The organism is Pseudobacteriovorax antillogorgiicola (assembly GCF_900177345.1).
Classification (GTDB): domain Bacteria; phylum Bdellovibrionota_B; class Oligoflexia; order Oligoflexales; family Oligoflexaceae; genus Pseudobacteriovorax; species Pseudobacteriovorax antillogorgiicola.
In genome coordinates, this window is sequence record NZ_FWZT01000005.1 from 285,156 (window position 1) to 301,086 (window position 15,931).

Consider the following 15,931-nt stretch of genomic DNA (forward strand, 5'->3'; position numbering starts at 1 on the left):
GGGTAGAAACATGGATGATTTTTACGGCTCAAGCTATGGTAGCGAATCCAATAGTATGTTCGCGATTCGCGGTGATCTTGACGGCGGAAAAGAAACCCAAGACTACGCCGACGTCAAGCAGTTTATCGGACTCCATATCGGTGAGGAAGAGTTTCTGCTTCCGATTGAAGTTATGAACGAGATCATTATGGTCAACCAACTGACCTTCGTACCAGGCGCTCCTCGATTTATTGAAGGGGTGATCAACCTGCGGGGAACCATTCTGCCTGCTATCAATTTAAGAAGTATGATGGGCCTTAAAACAGCTCCCCCCACAAGTCACTCCAGGATAATTATCGCCCACTTTGAAGAGATCATGATCGGCCTGATCGTTGATGGCATCACATATGTGATTTCACTTAAGCCTGATGATGTTCAAAACCAAACCTTACCAGGTAAAGGCCCTGGCACCGAATTGATTTCTGGGATCTCTAAGCGGGGTGAGAAAGTGAACGGTATCCTGGACATCGCCAAGATCATATCTGACACCGGGTATGTGCCGAGCGCGGGCGACGCGGCGGACGCTGCATCGTAAGTATAAGTATGCCATTAGAGACGATCTTCACAACCTTCACACTTGGCACTTGCCGAAGCCTGGAAAATCTTGAATATTGGGGGCTTTCCTAGCGTCAACCTTGTAGGTGCGGAAAGTTCATGAAGACACGCCATAATCTTGTAGCTATTCTCTTAGTCTTAAGCTTGCCATTTGGAGTTGCAGCACAAAATGCCGTTTCAATCCTAGTTTTAATTCTTTTGGCAATGAACCCTAAAACCGCCCAAGCACCGTGGACCTGGCGCGACCTAATGGTGGTGGTACTCCCCCTTGCCTTATGCCTTTGGACCATGATCGCAACCATCGTCAATAGTAAAAATCCGAGCCAGCATGTGGGTCAGTACCTTTTCGGGTTTTTACCCTTGGCACTCTTACCCGTACTCGCTGCCTATCGACCTATGCCTTTATTGGTACGGAAACCATTGGTCTTTCAATGGGCAGTGGGAGTCGTCATCTTTTGGGCTGTCGTAGTTTTTAGTCAGCACCTATGGGGATGGTCCTTACAAAATCCAAGAGGTGGAGTTGATTTCAGGCCCTTCGGCTTCTTTTCTCACCCCTTGACACTGGCCTATGCCGCGCTACTTCTTTGGCCCTGGGCCCTTGCCAAGCTATTCCATAACCCCCGTTGGACTCCTGCTTGGTTAGCTGTCATATCCATAGCTTTGATTCTTTTCTACAGTGGCTCCCGTGCCTGCCAGGCACTGGCCTACGGAGCACTTCTATGGAACCTTCTGACTCGCTTACGAGGCAAGGCACGAATGGCTGTGGTGCTAGCCTTCATTTTAGGCGCTGTAGCGACCTTTGCAACTGACAATCCGGTTTCAAGGCGCTTCACTCACCTTATAGCCTCAGAAAACCCTGATCGCTTCAGCGACTACCCTGACGATCGCCTCGCCTTTTGGCATGCTCATTGGGAGATGGTTAAAGAAAGACCAGTGCTAGGTCACGGCATGCACCTTCGTCATTCCTACCGCCAGCCCTACTATGAAACCCTGGGTTTGGGTGACTTTAAAAAGCAATATGAGGCTCACAACCAGTACCTTCAGATTTGGGCTGATGGTGGCTTGATTGGCCTTGCAATCTTCACCCTTTGGCTATTCTTCCTATGGCAGCTTGGCAAGCGCCTTCCTTCAAGCCTGGCAAGCCCCTTCTTACAGATGCTGGTGGTGTTTGGGGCAGGTGCATTGGTGCAAAATGCTTACTATGACTCTGAAGTTAGACACATTTTCACTTGCTCCCTGATATTCATCGCCTTCGTCCTGCGTGAAGAATTTGATGAAGAACAACGAAAGGCTGCTAAAGCTTAGTCGCTTGTTAACTCACCGAAGCTAGGGTTTGCCCTGCTTCTTTTCATCCTCTTCCCCATGAAACGAGAGGATAAACTTCGTCCCATGATCATCGGGATGTGACTGCTTGTCCTTGGATTGGACTTCAATTTTTCCACCGTATTTTTCCATCATGGCTCTTGTGATGGGCATTCCAAAACCGGTCCCCGATTCGCCGCTGGTTCCTTTTCGGGTTGTTTTAACGTTGGACTTGAATAGGTTGGCTGCAATATTTTCTGGCATGCCGATACCAAAGTCTCGCACCTCTAATACCACACTATTTTTTACACGCTTGGCAGAGACTACGATGTCAGCTCCCGGTTCAGAGAACTTAATCGCATTTGAAATCAGGTTATTAAAAACACTATTGCTCAAGGAGCTTTCTTCAGCGATGACATAAAGGTCTTCAGGGTTTTCGTACTCATATTTTAATTTAAGGTTTTTCTCAGCCAGACGCTCCTTAAATACAAACTCAGCATTCTGGAAAATATTGATGAGACTGATGGGTTGTAAGGCCAGCTCCATTTTGCCAGCTTGAACCGCCTCAAAGGTTCGAACGTTATCTATGATCGAAGCTATGAGATCGCTTGCCTTCCGAATTCTAGCTAGAGAATCACGAGTTTCCTCCACATTCTCTGGTTTAGCATATCCAGCCCGATGAGCAATAATCATCAGAGGACTGGCGATATCATGGCAAACGATCGATACCAGAGTTTGCTTTTCCTTCATGCTTTGTTCAAGCATCTGATGTTGTTCCTTGAGAACAGCATTAGAGTGGGCTAAACGATCCGACAGGCGTGATATGGTTCTTTGAAACAGATACGATGCCATGTATGCACTAGCCATAGTCATCGCCAAAGTAACCCCTGCCACAATCCTAAAATTCGTTCCTTCGATTAGCTCCTTCCCTACAGTGAACGAAGTTGGATCTCCCAGAAGGATCGGGATAAGTGTCAAGACTATCACAACACTCCAAAAGCCACCCCACCTTAGTCCGACAATGTAAACGGATACCACTGCCAACACAGGCCCCCAAAACAAGACCGTGTAGGGAAAGTGATGGTAGACGAAAACCACGATAGATACAGTGAAAAGCGACGCAGCCATAAACATATGCGCGGTTGTTCGGTAGGAGCCAAATAGCCGAATAGAAACCAAGGTTCCTAGGCCGCTTAGCAGCTGAACAATGGAGGGCACCTGTGACAGATTCATTTGGCTGTTGGTAATAAAGTAGGGTACGGCCATCAATATATAGATGTAGCTGAGAACGATAATGAAGTTTAGCTTTGTCTCTTCATTAAGGTCTTTGATCTTAATGTTGGAGTACCAAATCCTAAGTAAATTCATGCTACCTTCGATGGCTCATAAATTCAGAAAGCTAATGACTTCAGTTCCTAGAACCTCTGAATTTTAGACTTATACATACTCCTTTATCGGTAGCGAAATAGGGGACATTAGGAAAATACTAATCATTTCAACAGGCAAATACCGATAAGCCTGCCAACTTCCATGACAAGGAAGAAAGGATATGATTCACCTATTGAGCGATTATTCTTTACATAACAGCTTAGCATTACCAATACCTCAAAACACACTTACAAATATATAAATAGTATGTTTTGCTCTTTCGCAAAAGGAACAATACACTTCCAAAATCTTAAACCTTAAAGGCATCAACTAAATTCGATGTCTCAACCGATTTTAATTCCTGAAAAAAATGAAAGTCCTGAATTTTGAAGACTCGAAGACGAAAAGATGAGAGTTATTGCGGCAGACATTCACTAGAAGAAATTATTCACACTTTTTGGGTGAGGTCTACATGTCTGCTACATTTAAGAAAAGCTACGGTGTTAACGATTTTTACTACTATTACAACCCTGGTCAAAAGCTTGACGATCAGGCCATGCTTGATTTGTTTACAGAGTTAAAAGAGGTCAATGATCACGCGAAATCTCCACTATCTCATGGCCTGTTACCGGACACTCGCAACGTTCCTACCATCCGAGAAATTTATGAGAGCTGCGTTGTCTGCATTATCAAAGTTGAAGGTCACCTCAGCGGATTTCTCATCACTCCCATCTTGAATAATGGTCGCCAAATGGTAGTACACTCCGGCTTGGTCATGATCAATCGAAACAAGGGTGCAAACCTCATAGCCTTGGCCTCAGCTCACACAGCAATCTTCCTTCAAAAAACTTTGAAGCGATATTTTACCACTAATATAAGCAGCACACCGTCGATCATTGAAGCCTTTTCCAAAACGGTCACCCGCCCATGGCCCTGCCCGACAGCAAAACTTGTCAAGCCATACCGTGGCTATCGGGAAGCCTGTAGGACTCTCTATGAAGACTACATGCAAAAGAGGTTTTTGAATCCTGATGATCTTATGATCGACTATAAACGTTTTGTGATTCGCTCGAAATCACAAACCATGGGTTTCACTACAGACCTTCGCAAGATCTCCCGTTCCTCGGACTTTAAATTCATCAACTTCTGCTTCACTTGGCTCGACTATGAGAAAGAAGAAGACATGGTTCAAGTAGGAGTGGTGAATCGTTGGACAGCCCTAAAGATTAAATGTGGGCTTGCTGCATACCGCGCCTCCCTTGCTTTCCAAACACCTGAGGTGGAGCCAACGCCAATACAGGCAGCTCCTAACCTTTCATCTGCAACGTTGAAAAAAGCTAGCTAGGAGGTGGACGATGGACTTTTCAAGAAATTGGCTATTTATCGACCAAGAAACTCAGCGCAAGCTCAGCGACAAACGCTTGCTCATTGTTGGGTCAGGGATTGGTAGTTTCATCTCAGAACTCGCAGTTCGTACTGGCTTTCAGCACTTGATCATCGCGGATGGCGATGACGTCAGTCATTCAAATTTAAATCGGCAGAACTACCGACTGGAAGACGTCGGCGCCCCCAAGGTTCACAGCCTCGAAGCGCGACTGCTAGCCATCAATCCGAACCTCAATCTAACTGTCATTCCCAAGTATATGGGAGCCACTGAGCTACGAGAATTCATCCCTCAAGCAGATTACATCATCAATACGATTGACTTTGATTCGCCGGACTTTCTCCTGTGTTCACAACTTTGTCGGGAGCATCACAAGATCGAATTGTTTCCTATGAATCTAGGGTTTGGAGCATCTCTTTGCATTTTCAGCCAGACCTGCCCCACTTGGCGAGATCTTTTCCAGTTTGAAGACCATATAGACCTAAAAGCATCGATTCTACAGTATCTGGCTGCAACCCAAAGTGTTGAGTCTTACCTCTATCAGGCTCTCGGACGTTACCAATCGGAGTACTTTCACCATGGCTGCGATCCTCAGCTAGGGATCAGCACTTATATGGTTTCTGCTATGACAGTGGCAAACTTGGTAAAACTCGTGAAGGGCGATGATATTCGCTACTTCCCTGAGTTCTACTATCTGGATCCTTACGGTAATAAGACGATTTCAGCGGCGTAGACCAGCATCTTAGCAAGATGTCGCCCGAAGCATAGAACCAGAAACGAATGGCTCGTTTCTGGTTCTTATGAACTGGCCAAAGAACTTCTCTGAGATAGCTTATTCGAAGAGCACCATGAACGCAGAGATCTGGTAGTAGGGCATGGTATGACCATTGTTGTCATAATCATCACGCCTATGATTCGTGTAAGCTTCTGGCTGCCACTGGAAGCTAGTTTCTTGTCCTAAACCTAAGGCCGATCCAGGCAAAGTCTCCACCCATGGGTTCACCTTATCCCCAGGACACCAGCCTGCACGATCATAGATCCAAGTTCCCATCTGTGGTCCTTCGGTAACTGTATCGCGACAATTGTCTCGCCAAATCACCCGGCTTGTGCTCCAGTTTCCAAGGCTTAGAGTATGGCGACGCTGACAAAACTCAGCACAGTTATCAGTGTTACCCTGCCCATGACCCGTAACATAAGTCCAAATCTTAGCTTTAGAAAACTCTTCTGAGAATTCAACGACTCTGCCAGCTAGAGTTTCAACCGAGGGGTTACCGTACTCAATAGACTTGGCAGAGACTAGTGGTAGGACTGCTAGAGGCCGATCTTTGGGAACGCCTTTAGTGTATTTCAAAGTTGCATCTACAAGCCAACCATCACCTTGTGGATGGCCTGGCCCAACCCAGGTATCGATGAAAACGCGAAAACGCTTAGGGCCTTTAAGCAAAGGTTGCAGATCAGTCACATCTAAGTTCCATCGCGCTCCAACTCGATAAGGAGTCATAAAGCGCATCAACTCAACTGTCTGCCCCTCGTCAGTTTCTACATACAATGCACCTTTGCGATCCCACCAGTCACAGCGATCATTAGGGCAATACGTGCGAACACTCAGGATGACCTGTTCATAGCTTTCGGAGCCTGATGGGAGCTTGACATCTTGAGTCACCTCTCTCTTGTTCTGGCCGTTGCCGAAATAGACGTGTTCCGCAGTGAAGATGGAAACCTCTTGGCCCTGGGCAAGAGCTGCGAACCCCCACAGCGCCAGTGCCGATAAACATGATGTTAGCTTCATGCAACATATCCTTTTTTAGAAATTTAGATGTGAACCTTTTGCATTTGAAGCATTCATTAGCAAAGAATCTCGCGGGAGGACAATGGGAAGAAATTCCCATTGGCACGCTGTGAGATTCCGCCCACTATGAGAGAAAATCATATTATTAATGGTTATGGTTAGTAGGGGAATTCTTCTAGTGCGGAGTTTCAAGTCTCTTGCTACCATGATGCCGAAAGAACTCATTTTTTCGCAGAGGTTATATCAACATGAAACTAAAGTTATCTGCATCGCTCCTTGCTGGGTTGCTTACCACAAGCGCCTTTGCAAAAGAGGACATCACACACCATGTCAAACTATCCATAGAGATCGGCGGTAAGGAGACTGGCGACATCTATCTTGGCCTGTTTGGCAAGACGGTTCCAGCAACGGCACTGAACTTCGCCGCCATGTGCGACAGCGATGTTAAGTTAAATGGTAAAACCAAGCCATTTAAAGGCACGATATTTCATCGCATCATCCCTAACTTCATGCTTCAAGGCGGCGACTTCACTAACAGTAATGGCACGGGTGGAGAGAGCATCTACGGGGCAAAGTTTAAAGATGAAAACTTCGATATCAAACACACTGGCCCTGGCTTACTAAGTATGGCCAATGCTGGCCGTAATACCAACGGATCGCAGTTTTTTATCACCACAGCGAAAACTCAATGGCTTGATGGAAAACATGTTGTCTTTGGAAAGGTGATCTCGAATCCAAAGCTTTCAGAAGCTAAGAAGAAGAATAAAAACGCCCTCGATAGTATGGAAGTGGTCAAGGCAGTGGAAGCTGTAGGCAGTCGCTCAGGGACTCCAAGCAAGGCAGTCGCGATAAAAGATTGTGATACCTTCGTTCTCAGCAAAGTTACCTTGCCAAAGGACTATCAGATCGCCAGCGACCACAATAAAAAGAGCCTTGCAGAGCACCTGAAAACTAGCGACAAGTCCTAGTTAGTTCGCTCAAAGTCAAGGGCAATCACATCGTCCTTGGCTGGGCCAATCAACTGAGTTAGGACCTCTACATGTGCCGGGTGGTCTTGGTACACAGCCAAGTCTTCATGGGTCTTAAATAACGACCGCAGACCCATTTGAAATCCCTGGTGCCTTGCCGAGACGTTCCGTCCCGCACTGATGTCAACAATGACGTCGATCTTATTTTTTAAGTCGTTTAAAGCTGAGCAGATCTCGTCGATACGACCCTCAAACTCCGGCTTAACTTTAACCAGTACAATATGTTCTATCATGGTCTTTCCATTGCAATTCTACCCAACCTTTGAAACCTAGCCTAGCTAGGGGATCAAGGCAATCCTAAACAGCGGCTCCTGAGTTTAGGAACATTCCTATCACAGCATTTTCTGATTCTAGCTGATAGGGGTATTGAATACTCTCTAAGAAGCTACGGAAGTTACCTTCCTCAGCAGGCGGGACTTGCAAACCCATGAGCACTCGCCCATAGTCAGACCCTTGGCTACGATAGTGAAACAAGGAAATATTCCACTCCCGCCCCATTTGATCCAAAAACTCCATCAGGGCTCCAGGCCGCTCTGGAAACTGGAAGCTGACCAGCTGCTCGCTGGGAAGACTTTGTACACCACCCACCATATGCCGGATATGATCCTTAGCGAGGTCGTTATCGGTGAGATCGGTCCAAGAGTAGCCCTCTTCGTCTAAAGACCTCGCAAGCTTCCGCCTTTCAACAGTGCTCTGATTTGCAATTCCAACGAAAATGTAAGCCTTTTGCCCACCGCTGAACCGATAGTTAAATTCAGTAATGCTTTGCTGCCCCAGTACTTGATGGCAAAACTTTCGCAGCGACCCAGCCTTTTCTTTAAGCTGAATCCCATAAAGGCTCTCGCGACCATCTCCTGTAAGGATGCGTTCAGCAACGTACTGCATTCGCTGAAAATTCATATTCGCACCTGAATTGATACAAACAACCTTGCGTTTAGAATCTGAGTTCGATATCTGCCTTAGATATCGTCTAGCCCCTGCCAGGCTGAGTGCTCCGGCTGGCTCTAAGATGGTCCTGGTATCCAGGTATACATACTCGATCGCAGAACAAATTTCATCTGTAGAAACCAAGACCCAATCGTCTACCAGATGACGGATGATATCAAAGGTTAACTGCCCCACCCGCTTCACCGCAACACCATCAGCAAAGGTGCCTGTTTCACCGAGACTGATCACAGACCCATGGCGTAGAGATTGATGCATGGCATCGCTTTCTTGAGGCTCCACGCCAATGATCCGAATATCTGGGCGAAGGGCTTTAAGATATAAAGCCATCCCTGCCAGGAGCCCACCACCACCTACAGGCACAAACACATCGTCAAGATCAGGAAGATCGCTGTAAATTTCCTTAGCCGTAGTTCCTTGGCCAGCGATTACCAACGGATCATCGAAAGGATGAATGAAGGTAGCTCCCAACTGCTTTTGAAGCTGCCAACAATGGCTTTCGGCGTCGCTATAGCTATCGCCATGGAGCGCGATACTCGCTCCAAAGCTCCGCACCCCTTGAATTTTGATCTCGGGTGTTGTCACTGGCATCACCACTGTGACCGGCACTCCAAGTGATCGTCCCGCTAAGGCAACTCCTTGGCCATGATTGCCTGCGGAGACACAGATCACCCCTGCTGCCTTCTCTTCGGGGTTCAGCTGCTTGATCTTGTTGTAAGCGCCCCGGATCTTAAACGAGAAGATGTCTTGCAAGTCTTCCCTTTTAAAGTAAAGCTCATGGCCGACGTCCTGGGAACTTAAACGGGCATACTCCAAGGGAGTGTGCTTGACGAGGTCGTAAATCGGTGCTTTTAGCACTTCCTTAAAAAGCTCATCATAAAGTGGGCTAGGCTTAGGCATCAGTAACACACCCTTGGCTTGCTGGCGATACCAAACGAGTATACTTCCAAAGGGTTCCTCTACGAACTTTGAGAGACGGCTCCTGCCAACGATTGCGGCGCTCTAGCCATTGTTTGTCAGTGAGATCCACATGAATCTCTAGGGACTCCGCATCAATCGTCACAGGATCTCCAGTTTCAATTAGAGCAATCGGACCACCATCTTGAGCCTCTGGACACACATGTCCGATGATAAAGCCGTGCGACCCTCCAGAGAAGCGCCCATCTGTAATGAGGGCGACATCCCGGTGCAGCCCTGCGCCCACAATAGCTGACGTTGGGGTTAGCATCTCAGGCATGCCGGGCCCACCACGAGGCCCTTCGTAGCGAATAACAACGGCATGCCCTTTGCGGATTTCACCTTGTTCTAAAGCAGTGAGCATATCTTCTTCACAGTCAAACACGATTGCCTTGCCCTCAAACCTCAGGCCCTCTTTGCCAGTGATCTTGGCTACCGCGCCTTCAGGAGCAAGATTGCCACGGAGGATTTTGATATGTGCCTTGGGAGCCAAAGGTTGATTCATGTCGACAATAACCTTCTGACCAGGGCTTAGGCTTTCTTGTTCTGCAAGGTTTTCTTCGTGGGTTTTACCTGTAACCGTAAGGCAGGAGCCATCGATCAATCCATGGCTCAGCAGGCGCTTCATCACACCTGGTGTCCCGCCCACTTGATGAAGGTCAGCCATCACATATTTGCCGGATGGTTTCAAATCAGCAACGAGAGGAACTTCGTCAGAGATGGCTTGAAAATCTTTCAAACTGAGTGGCAGATCCAAAGCATGAGCCACAGCCAAGAGGTGTAGCACAGCATTGGTGGAGCCACCTAACGCCATGATGGTGACGATGGCATTGCGAAGAGCAGTGCTGGTCATGATATCGCGAGGCTTGATATCCTGTTCAAGGAGCCTCCTCATGACATCCCCTACACCTGCCAGCTCTTGCTTCTTAGCATTGCTGGTAGCCGGATTGGAAGATGAAGCTGGAACACACATCCCCAGAGCTTCGATAGCGCAAGCCATGGTATTGGCTGTATACATTCCCCCACAGGCTCCCGGGCCCGGACAAGCACGTTTTACAATATCTTGCCTCTGGTCATCATCAATTTCACCACTAATAAACTGCCCGTAGGATTGAAAGGCACTGACGATATCAAGGTCTTTATTGTCCCGACTGCATCCCGGAGCAATGGTTCCTCCATAAACGATCATTCCAGGCCTATTTAGTCTGGCCATTGCAATCAGGGCTGCTGGCATATTCTTATCGCAACCAGGTATGGCCACCAAGCCATCATACCATTGGCCAGCAACCACTGTTTCAATGGAGTCTGCAATAACCTCACGAGACTGGAGAGAGTAATTCATACCATCCGTCCCCATCGAAATCCCATCGCTCACCCCCACGGTGTTGAAGCTCATTCCAAGTAGCCCCGCATCTTCGAGGCTTTGCTTCGCTTTCAAGCCGAAATCATGGAGGTGCATGTTACAGGGGTTGCCCGCAAGCCAATTCGAAACCACTCCAACCTGCGCCTTGTTCATGTCATTTTCACCGAGACCAGTAGCGTAAAGCATCGCTTGCGAAGCTCCCTGGCTTTTGGGCTGCGTGATTCTCTTTGAATAGCGGTTCATGTCATTCATCGTCGGCTCCTTACAAAGCTGCGGCTGCAGAGGTTTCTGAGGTTCTCGCTTTCGGCGCCACCACCTGGCTCCAATGAAAAGGATCATCCGCAAGACCTATTTGTATTTCTAAAAGCCGGGTTCGAAGAGTCATCGCAACTGGAGATGCAGTATTTTGAAGTGTGTACAAGGTTCCGTCATATTCACCAAGAGCTGCCACTGGGGTTATGATTGCAGCAGTCCCGCAAGCAAATAGCTCAGAGCAAATACCAGACTTGATATCGCTCACAAGTTCGTCGATGTCGATTGCCTCTTCCCGCACATCATAACCCAAAGATCTAGCGAGCTTGATCACGGAGTCTCGTGTGATTCCCGGTAAAATAGTTGAATTGAGTTCCGGGGTATAGAGAATACCGTCTCTTACGGCGAACATATTCATGCCTGAAAACTCTTCCACAAACTTCTGATGGCGCGCATCCAGCCACAGGGTTTGCTGATAGCCCATGGATCGGGCGTGGATCGCAGACTTGATACTGCCACCATAATTACCGGCAGTTTTAACAGATCCGGTACCACCTGGTGCCGCCCGACAATCAGAACGCTCGATCAAGGCATGAACATCTCCACCAGCAAAATACGACCCTGAGGGGCTGGCAATCAGATAAAAACGATAGTCTTGAGATGGTGCGAGGCTCAAGCCACTATCAAGAGCCATCATCACAGGCCTTATATAGAGCGACTCACCAACCCCTTGAGGAATGACTCCCCTGAGATAGTGAACCATCGATCCCAACGCGCTCATAAATATTTGACTCGGAATCTCGGGCATAGCCATTCGCCTGGCTGAGGCATTGAAGCGACCTAAGTTATCGAGTGGTCGAAACAAACGAGGATGTCCGTTTTCATAGCGGTAAGCCTTCATACCCTCAAAGATCTGTTGACCATAGTGAAGAATTTTTGCTGACGGCAAAATGCTAAAGGCCTGGAATGGAGCTATTCGCGCTTCTTGCCACGCGCCACTAGTAAAATCGCAGGTCACCATAATAGGTGCTACATGAGTGCCAAAGCCAAGCGGCTCGGGCAATGTGAAATCGGACGCCACTTGACGTAACGCAGGGGAAATGGGCAAAAAATCATTAAGCATAGTGAATCACCTATATAAATAAAAAACCCAGGCCGCTTGTTCGGCCTGGGTCATATTTTTTGCAAGCAAGCATGCCCCGCGGCCTATGTTTCCCGGATAATCACCACAATCAGAATCATAATGTTTGAAATTTTTTTAAACATGCGCAAGGTCTCTATCAATTTATTCTAGCACTCATAGACTCTATTTGCAGAGAAGTCATCTGGCACCTTAAGTCTAGATCTAGCATTGTCTTAACACAGTGCTTTAGTTTTGCAACGTCAAATCAAAAAAATCAGATTCACGCCCTCCACAAGGAAACACATCGGTTGGTTTTCGGATTCGGAGCTTCACAAGCTCCAAGCCACCCCAAAGCTCCAAATTGTTTTTGACCGGCTGCTAAAGATCTGCTATAGATCTATTCCATTTTGGCTTATTTATGAGGTTTCCCTTGGAATCGGTTTCCCTAAAGGTATCAAAGGATTGTGTTGGCATGAGGCTCGATCAGGCAATCGCTGCCGAGAGTGAGCTTTCTCGTGGCAAGGCTCGGAAGATCATTGACTTGGGGGGATGTTACTTAAACCGTAAACGGATCAGACGCAGCTCTCAGCCTGTGAAAGAAGCTGATAAAATCCAAATTTACTGGCGTGATGAGGAACTCGATCGCCTCAAGCAGATCTCCCAGTTGCTGCAACCACAGGACATCATTTTCGAGGATGCCCATGTTCTTGCGATGAATAAGCCAGCTGGTTTGCCAGCCCAGGGAACAAGAACCCAAGATCGTTTTCATATGGAAGCCCAAGTCCAGAGCCTGATGCAAAGCACCAGAGGTCGGGCTCCAGCACTCCGCATGATCCACCGCTTGGATCGCGACACCACAGGCGTCATGATTTTCGCCAAGTCTAAAAAAGCCTATCAGTTCTACTCAGAAGCATTTGCACAGCGAAAGGTCGAAAAGGAGTATCATGCACTTTGTCACGGGATTCCTTCAGAAGAACGCTGGACCCAAACGGAGCCATTGAGCAAAATCCACGCTTCTGCTGGGCGTGTTTACGTTGACTTTGATCAGGGGCTAACTGCCGAAACCCATTTTGAAGTTATCACCAGATTCGAAGAGGATCAGCTCACACTGATCCGTTGCCGCCCCATTACAGGCCGAACCCACCAGATCAGGGCCCACCTTGATTATAGAAACTTGCCAGTGGTCGGCGACCGAAATTACGGTATCGATTGTTTCTCTAGTCTGCGACCAACTCTACAAACCTTTGCCAAAGAGCAACACATGCTCCACGCAAGAGGATTATGTATTCCTTATTTGAGGGGAGAAGCCAGCAAGAAAATAGTGGCAATCTACCCTCTAGCAATGGCCTCTACTTTGGAAGAGTTGGGAGTCTCCACGCTTAAGGACTAGGCGATATTCCATAGACTCGCTTTGCAAACCGCATCATTTTATCTTGCAAGCGTTCAATGCGTCGTCCCACTGTAATAGTCTCATACATGAAAATGCCTTGGCTCAACCCACGAACCCGGGCACTACATGCCATATCAGCGCAACAATGGATTCCAATTTTCCTTTTGGGGTTCTCTAATGTTTCAATGAGTGCTGCCTTCACTCCAACATCATCATTGTTGGCAAAGCACAGATCACATGAAACTGCTGAACTACCATTGCCAGTATTCATACTAAGTACAAAGCCCAGCAACTCACCACCCGACTCAACGCACGCATAGTAATTGCCTGCCTTGGGGTGCTTCCACGCTAGAAAATCAATATCATCCCAAACAATACGATGAATCTCTGGATCGACCCAATCCTTGCGATCGTCTGGAATGAAGGCTGCCCGGATGTCGGTCATGGAATATTGATTCATATAAATTCCCTCCTATCTCGATGTATCCTATTCATACTATCGGATTTTTTTCGGGAATGGCTCAATTTCATGAAGTTTCAAAGGTGATTTTTTGTGATTTCCAAGTGTTCTCTTTGATTTACCAGCACCGTGGATAGCTTTAGCTAGCGGGACTGGAAAAACCGTCCAAGCCCAGGTTAAGACGATCTCGACCGGTAGAGGATTGATAACGCACTTTAGAATCCTCAATGAAAAAATCTGCCTCTCCTTTGACCAATGTAGAGTGGAAGCTGCCAGTCAATTCCAGAGTGATAGTAAGCTTATCACCGATCAGGTTTTCGACTTTACCCTTGAGGCGGATTTTAGTTTGGCGATTGAAGCGATGGGTACGGGATTCATCATCAAGGAATGAAAATGCTGCTTTATCTTCATTGAGAGATAAGTTGGTCACAGACCCCACATACTTTTCAGTCAACTGATTTTCACTGAGTTCAAACAAGTTCCAACGGCTATTTTCGAGACGGACCATGATGGCTCCCCCATAAGTTGCCGCTAGCTGACTGGGAATAAAGATAGTAGCGACAATTCCTGGAATCAATTCAACATTTTTTTTAAACAACTAGAACTATTACTACTTTTGCAAGGTAAAAGTGTTTCGAAGAGCTGCTTGAGTTTAAGATCGAGGCAGATAACCTTGCGACCTAAGGCCCTGGTATAGCTTACTCAGCTTTCCAAGGACTTGATCGATCGCATGCTTAGCATTGACTGTGAAATCATGCTCAAACTCCAGGGTGTTACAATCGGCTCTCATCGAACAAACGAGGCGGCTCGGCTGGATATTCACCAAAACCTGCAAGACCTGACAGGGCATGACACCCATATTGCGTAACTTGATTTCCAGATAACGGCTCAAAAAAGGCGAATAATTACAGCTGTCGAAGGTAACTTTAACATCCATACTCTACCTCAATTTTTTTTCCAGGCCGTCAATCTAGTTGGGCAGTATGTGAATGAAATAAATGGATTGTTAAGTTTACCAGATGTGAATCTTGACCGTGAACCTTCTATAAATACTAATTCATACATAAACTTAGCAAATTTAATTCAAGACTTAGCGGTGAACGACCGATAACAAGCCCAGGGAATCCTATAGACACGATTATGGACTGGAAATGAATCATGAACCTCTTACATTTGAAATCTTTTTGTATCCTCAGCGTAACTCTGATCTCTTGCAATGGCGGTAACTTCAACGGCCAACAAGGCAACGAAGAACTAGGAGCAGCCGCCACATCCGACCAAGTTGAACAACGCTTGGAGGATATCGGAGTCTCCGACGCCACGAGCCTTGCAGATGCCTGCGAAAAGGTTGACGAGCTCAACATCCAAGAGTCAAAAACTAGCATATCCTATGCGGAACGAAGGAACTGCAATTGGAACCAAGGCCCAAACCTAGAGCCGAGAGATAGGTTCGTGCAAGCCTTCGAAACAAGCAAGGCCAGCATTCAAGTTCCTGCTGGGTCCGTTCTTTGTAGCATCGATCTTGCATCACAAGACAATGCTCGTATGCATTATGACGATTTTCTTTTTCTAACCCTTGAAGACAAAGTTATTTTTGGTAGTAACCAAGGCGTCACGAGTCGTTTGGATCGCAGCGATGATATCTTTTCATGGGACTTTTCCAAAATTGCTGGCTTACAGATTGGAAATTTCGAGTCACCATATTACTGCATCGGAGGCTTGCAAAGCTGCAGCCTACCTCCACATGATCAAGAGGGCCCCATTGCCTTAGCCCTTGAAACCAAAGCCATAGCTCCCATAGCTCTCGAAGTCGCAGGGCAAACCCAGCTGGCATTGGACTTGATCGCCACAGGTGACAACGACGATGAGGACTGTATGCACACGCAGCTCGACCTAGACGTTACGGTGAAATTTATCAAGTTATAACGAGCAGCAAGCGCTCGAAGACCTTCGAAAAAGCTTCTGTATTCCTGAGA

At 47.1% G+C, this 15,931-nt stretch carries 16 protein-coding genes; 7 read left to right on the plus strand and 9 right to left on the minus strand.

Annotated elements, in window-relative coordinates; genetic code table 11:
- The first annotated feature begins 10 nt into the window (after positions 1-10).
- Positions 11-574, plus strand: coding sequence for a chemotaxis protein CheW (locus tag B9N89_RS09010; protein WP_132317201.1), 564 nt, complete (start codon positions 11-13; stop codon positions 572-574).
- A 119-nt stretch (positions 575-693) separates the two neighbouring features.
- Positions 694-1,899: an O-antigen ligase family protein gene (locus B9N89_RS09015; protein ID WP_132317199.1), complete on the plus strand. Its 1,206-nt coding sequence runs from the start codon at positions 694-696 to the stop codon at positions 1,897-1,899.
- A gap of 21 nt (positions 1,900-1,920) precedes the next feature.
- Here B9N89_RS09015 and B9N89_RS09020 read toward each other — a convergent pair whose 3' ends face one another.
- Entirely contained in the window at positions 1,921-3,264 is a 1,344-nt protein-coding gene (locus B9N89_RS09020; protein WP_132317197.1) for a sensor histidine kinase, read from the minus strand.
- 472 nt (positions 3,265-3,736) lie between these two features.
- Between B9N89_RS09020 and B9N89_RS09025 the strand changes: the two genes are divergently transcribed.
- Both B9N89_RS09025 and B9N89_RS09030 read left to right on the plus strand, forming a co-directional pair.
- Positions 3,737-4,609 carry a hypothetical protein gene (locus tag B9N89_RS09025; RefSeq protein ID WP_132317195.1) on the plus strand — a complete coding sequence of 291 codons (873 nt, stop codon included), beginning with the start codon at positions 3,737-3,739 and terminating at the stop codon, positions 4,607-4,609.
- A 10-nt stretch (positions 4,610-4,619) separates the two neighbouring features.
- Positions 4,620-5,381, plus strand: a complete 762-nt coding sequence (locus B9N89_RS09030) for a HesA/MoeB/ThiF family protein (RefSeq protein WP_132317193.1) — start codon at positions 4,620-4,622, stop codon at positions 5,379-5,381.
- Positions 5,382-5,480: 99 nt separating this feature from the next.
- Here B9N89_RS09030 and B9N89_RS09035 read toward each other — a convergent pair whose 3' ends face one another.
- Positions 5,481-6,437 carry a peptide-N-glycosidase F-related protein gene (locus B9N89_RS09035; protein ID WP_132317191.1) on the minus strand — a complete coding sequence of 319 codons (957 nt, stop codon included), beginning with the start codon at positions 6,435-6,437 and terminating at the stop codon, positions 5,481-5,483.
- A 248-nt stretch (positions 6,438-6,685) separates the two neighbouring features.
- Here B9N89_RS09035 and B9N89_RS09040 point away from each other — a divergent pair, with 248 nt between their 5' ends.
- Complete coding sequence (locus B9N89_RS09040; protein ID WP_132317189.1) at positions 6,686-7,405, plus strand: peptidylprolyl isomerase; 720 nt, start codon at positions 6,686-6,688, stop codon at positions 7,403-7,405.
- Here the strand turns inward: B9N89_RS09040 and B9N89_RS09045 are convergent.
- From B9N89_RS09045 to B9N89_RS09060, 4 genes are all read right to left on the minus strand, one after another.
- Complete coding sequence (locus B9N89_RS09045) at positions 7,402-7,698, minus strand: Dabb family protein (RefSeq protein ID WP_132317187.1); 297 nt, start codon at positions 7,696-7,698, stop codon at positions 7,402-7,404. The genes B9N89_RS09040 and B9N89_RS09045 overlap by 4 nt on opposite strands.
- A gap of 64 nt (positions 7,699-7,762) precedes the next feature.
- On the minus strand, positions 7,763-9,310 hold the full coding sequence (gene ilvA / locus B9N89_RS09050) for a threonine ammonia-lyase, biosynthetic (protein ID WP_132317185.1): 1,548 nt from the start codon (positions 9,308-9,310) through the stop codon (positions 7,763-7,765).
- On the minus strand, positions 9,303-10,982 hold the full coding sequence (gene ilvD, locus B9N89_RS09055) for a dihydroxy-acid dehydratase (protein WP_132317183.1): 1,680 nt from the start codon (positions 10,980-10,982) through the stop codon (positions 9,303-9,305). The genes ilvA and ilvD overlap by 8 nt, the downstream gene beginning before the upstream one ends.
- Before the next feature lie 10 nt (positions 10,983-10,992).
- Positions 10,993-12,105, minus strand: a complete 1,113-nt coding sequence (locus tag B9N89_RS09060) for a branched-chain amino acid aminotransferase (RefSeq protein ID WP_132317181.1) — start codon at positions 12,103-12,105, stop codon at positions 10,993-10,995.
- Between the two features lie 430 nt (positions 12,106-12,535).
- Here B9N89_RS09060 and B9N89_RS09065 point away from each other — a divergent pair, with 430 nt between their 5' ends.
- Positions 12,536-13,495: an RluA family pseudouridine synthase gene (locus B9N89_RS09065; protein WP_159455253.1), complete on the plus strand. Its 960-nt coding sequence runs from the start codon at positions 12,536-12,538 to the stop codon at positions 13,493-13,495.
- Here B9N89_RS09065 and B9N89_RS09070 read toward each other — a convergent pair.
- The 3 genes from B9N89_RS09070 to B9N89_RS09080 all read right to left on the minus strand — a co-directional run bounded on the left by B9N89_RS09070 (position 13,485) and on the right by B9N89_RS09080 (position 14,892).
- Entirely contained in the window at positions 13,485-13,955 is a 471-nt protein-coding gene (locus tag B9N89_RS09070) for an FBP domain-containing protein (protein ID WP_132317177.1), read from the minus strand. The two genes, B9N89_RS09065 and B9N89_RS09070, sit on opposite strands and share 11 nt — an antisense overlap.
- A gap of 139 nt (positions 13,956-14,094) precedes the next feature.
- Positions 14,095-14,553 (minus strand): hypothetical protein, encoded by a 459-nt coding sequence (locus B9N89_RS09075; RefSeq protein WP_132317175.1) that lies wholly within the window; start codon positions 14,551-14,553, stop codon positions 14,095-14,097.
- A gap of 54 nt (positions 14,554-14,607) precedes the next feature.
- On the minus strand, positions 14,608-14,892 hold the full coding sequence (locus B9N89_RS09080) for a hypothetical protein (protein ID WP_132317173.1): 285 nt from the start codon (positions 14,890-14,892) through the stop codon (positions 14,608-14,610).
- Between the two features lie 221 nt (positions 14,893-15,113).
- Between B9N89_RS09080 and B9N89_RS09085 the strand changes: the two genes are divergently transcribed.
- The gene (locus tag B9N89_RS09085; RefSeq protein ID WP_132317171.1) at positions 15,114-15,881 is read left to right on the plus strand and encodes a hypothetical protein; all 768 of its coding nucleotides are present in this window, start codon (positions 15,114-15,116) and stop codon (positions 15,879-15,881) included.
- Positions 15,882-15,931: the final 50 nt, after the last annotated feature.

Bases quoted from the DNA above. Each gene is read 5' to 3' on its own strand.
- B9N89_RS09010 (WP_132317201.1), top strand. From the start codon at position 11: ATGGATGATTTTTACGGCTCAAGCTATGGTAGCGAATCCAATAGTATG.
- B9N89_RS09015 (WP_132317199.1), top strand. From the start codon at position 694: ATGAAGACACGCCATAATCTTGTAGCTATTCTCTTAGTCTTAAGCTTG.
- B9N89_RS09020 (WP_132317197.1), bottom strand. From the start codon at position 3,264: ATGAATTTACTTAGGATTTGGTACTCCAACATTAAGATCAAAGACCTT.
- B9N89_RS09025 (WP_132317195.1), top strand. From the start codon at position 3,737: ATGTCTGCTACATTTAAGAAAAGCTACGGTGTTAACGATTTTTACTAC.
- B9N89_RS09030 (WP_132317193.1), top strand. From the start codon at position 4,620: ATGGACTTTTCAAGAAATTGGCTATTTATCGACCAAGAAACTCAGCGC.
- B9N89_RS09035 (WP_132317191.1), bottom strand. From the start codon at position 6,437: ATGAAGCTAACATCATGTTTATCGGCACTGGCGCTGTGGGGGTTCGCA.
- B9N89_RS09040 (WP_132317189.1), top strand. From the start codon at position 6,686: ATGAAACTAAAGTTATCTGCATCGCTCCTTGCTGGGTTGCTTACCACA.
- B9N89_RS09045 (WP_132317187.1), bottom strand. From the start codon at position 7,698: ATGATAGAACATATTGTACTGGTTAAAGTTAAGCCGGAGTTTGAGGGT.
- ilvA (WP_132317185.1), bottom strand. From the start codon at position 9,310: ATGCCTAAGCCTAGCCCACTTTATGATGAGCTTTTTAAGGAAGTGCTA.
- ilvD (WP_132317183.1), bottom strand. From the start codon at position 10,982: ATGAATGACATGAACCGCTATTCAAAGAGAATCACGCAGCCCAAAAGC.
- B9N89_RS09060 (WP_132317181.1), bottom strand. From the start codon at position 12,105: ATGCTTAATGATTTTTTGCCCATTTCCCCTGCGTTACGTCAAGTGGCG.
- B9N89_RS09070 (WP_132317177.1), bottom strand. From the start codon at position 13,955: ATGAATCAATATTCCATGACCGACATCCGGGCAGCCTTCATTCCAGAC.
- B9N89_RS09080 (WP_132317173.1), bottom strand. From the start codon at position 14,892: ATGGATGTTAAAGTTACCTTCGACAGCTGTAATTATTCGCCTTTTTTG.
- B9N89_RS09085 (WP_132317171.1), top strand. From the start codon at position 15,114: ATGAACCTCTTACATTTGAAATCTTTTTGTATCCTCAGCGTAACTCTG.